Source organism: Nocardiopsis listeri NBRC 13360, from assembly GCF_001570765.1.
GTDB lineage: Bacteria > Actinomycetota > Actinomycetes > Streptosporangiales > Streptosporangiaceae > Nocardiopsis > Nocardiopsis listeri.
Window position 1 is genome coordinate 1 of record NZ_BCSH01000143.1, and the last position, 775, is coordinate 775.

The following is a 775-nucleotide window of genomic DNA, read 5'->3' on the forward strand; positions in this document are numbered from 1 at the left end:
ACCACACCACCAGGGAACCGACACCCCATCCCCACGATCGCGATCGGTTCCGAGAACTTCCGATTCCGCTGCTGCAGACGCTCGTTCTCCTTGACCGACGCCCGGAGTGCTTCCACAAGTTGCTTGTTCGAGGTAGCCATGACTCTCCCTAGTCCTCCGGGTCTGCTCAGTTCTCGGACGTGCCCAGCGCCCGCTGGACCAGGTCCGCGACGTTGAGTTCGTCGATCAGGTCGGCGGTGTCCGCCTCGGGTTCGGCATCCGAATCGGCCTGCGCGGCCTCCTCCGGAATGAGGTCCTGCCAGAGCCGTGCCGCGAGATCGGTCGGCGTGGGGTAGTCGAAGACCAGCGTTGCGGGCAGCCGCAACCCCGTCGCCGTGTTCAACCGGTTGCGCAACTCCACGGCCGTCAGCGAGTCGAAACCGATCTCCTTGAAGGGGCGGGTCGCGCCGATGGCGTCGAACGTGGCGTGGCCGAGAACAGCCGACGCGTTCGTGCGCACGAGACCCAGAAGGAAACCCTCCCTGGCCGCATTCGACATCCCGGCCAGGCGTTCGGTCAGGAGGCCTTCGGCTTGCTCCGTCGCCGCGCGGGCCGTCCGCCGAGCGGAGACATGCACGAGTCCACGCAGCAGCGCCGGGACGACTCCGGAGTTGGCCTGGGCCCGCAGGGCCGCGGTGTCCAAGCGGGTGGGGACGACGACCGGCTCATCGATCCGCCTCGCCGCGTCGAACAGGGCCAGGCCCTGTTCGGTGGTCAGTGGAATGGCACCGCCCTT

At 67.7% G+C, this 775-nt stretch carries 2 protein-coding genes; both read right to left on the minus strand.

The annotated features are described in order from the left end of the window. The coding region (locus NLI01S_RS26770; RefSeq protein WP_223809383.1) for a polyketide synthase docking domain-containing protein at positions 1–140 on the minus strand (140 nt) is incomplete at its 3' end. 26 nt (positions 141–166) lie between these two features. After that, positions 167–775: acyl carrier protein (locus NLI01S_RS24835; RefSeq protein WP_305778458.1), on the minus strand; the 609-nt coding region annotated here is incomplete at its 5' end.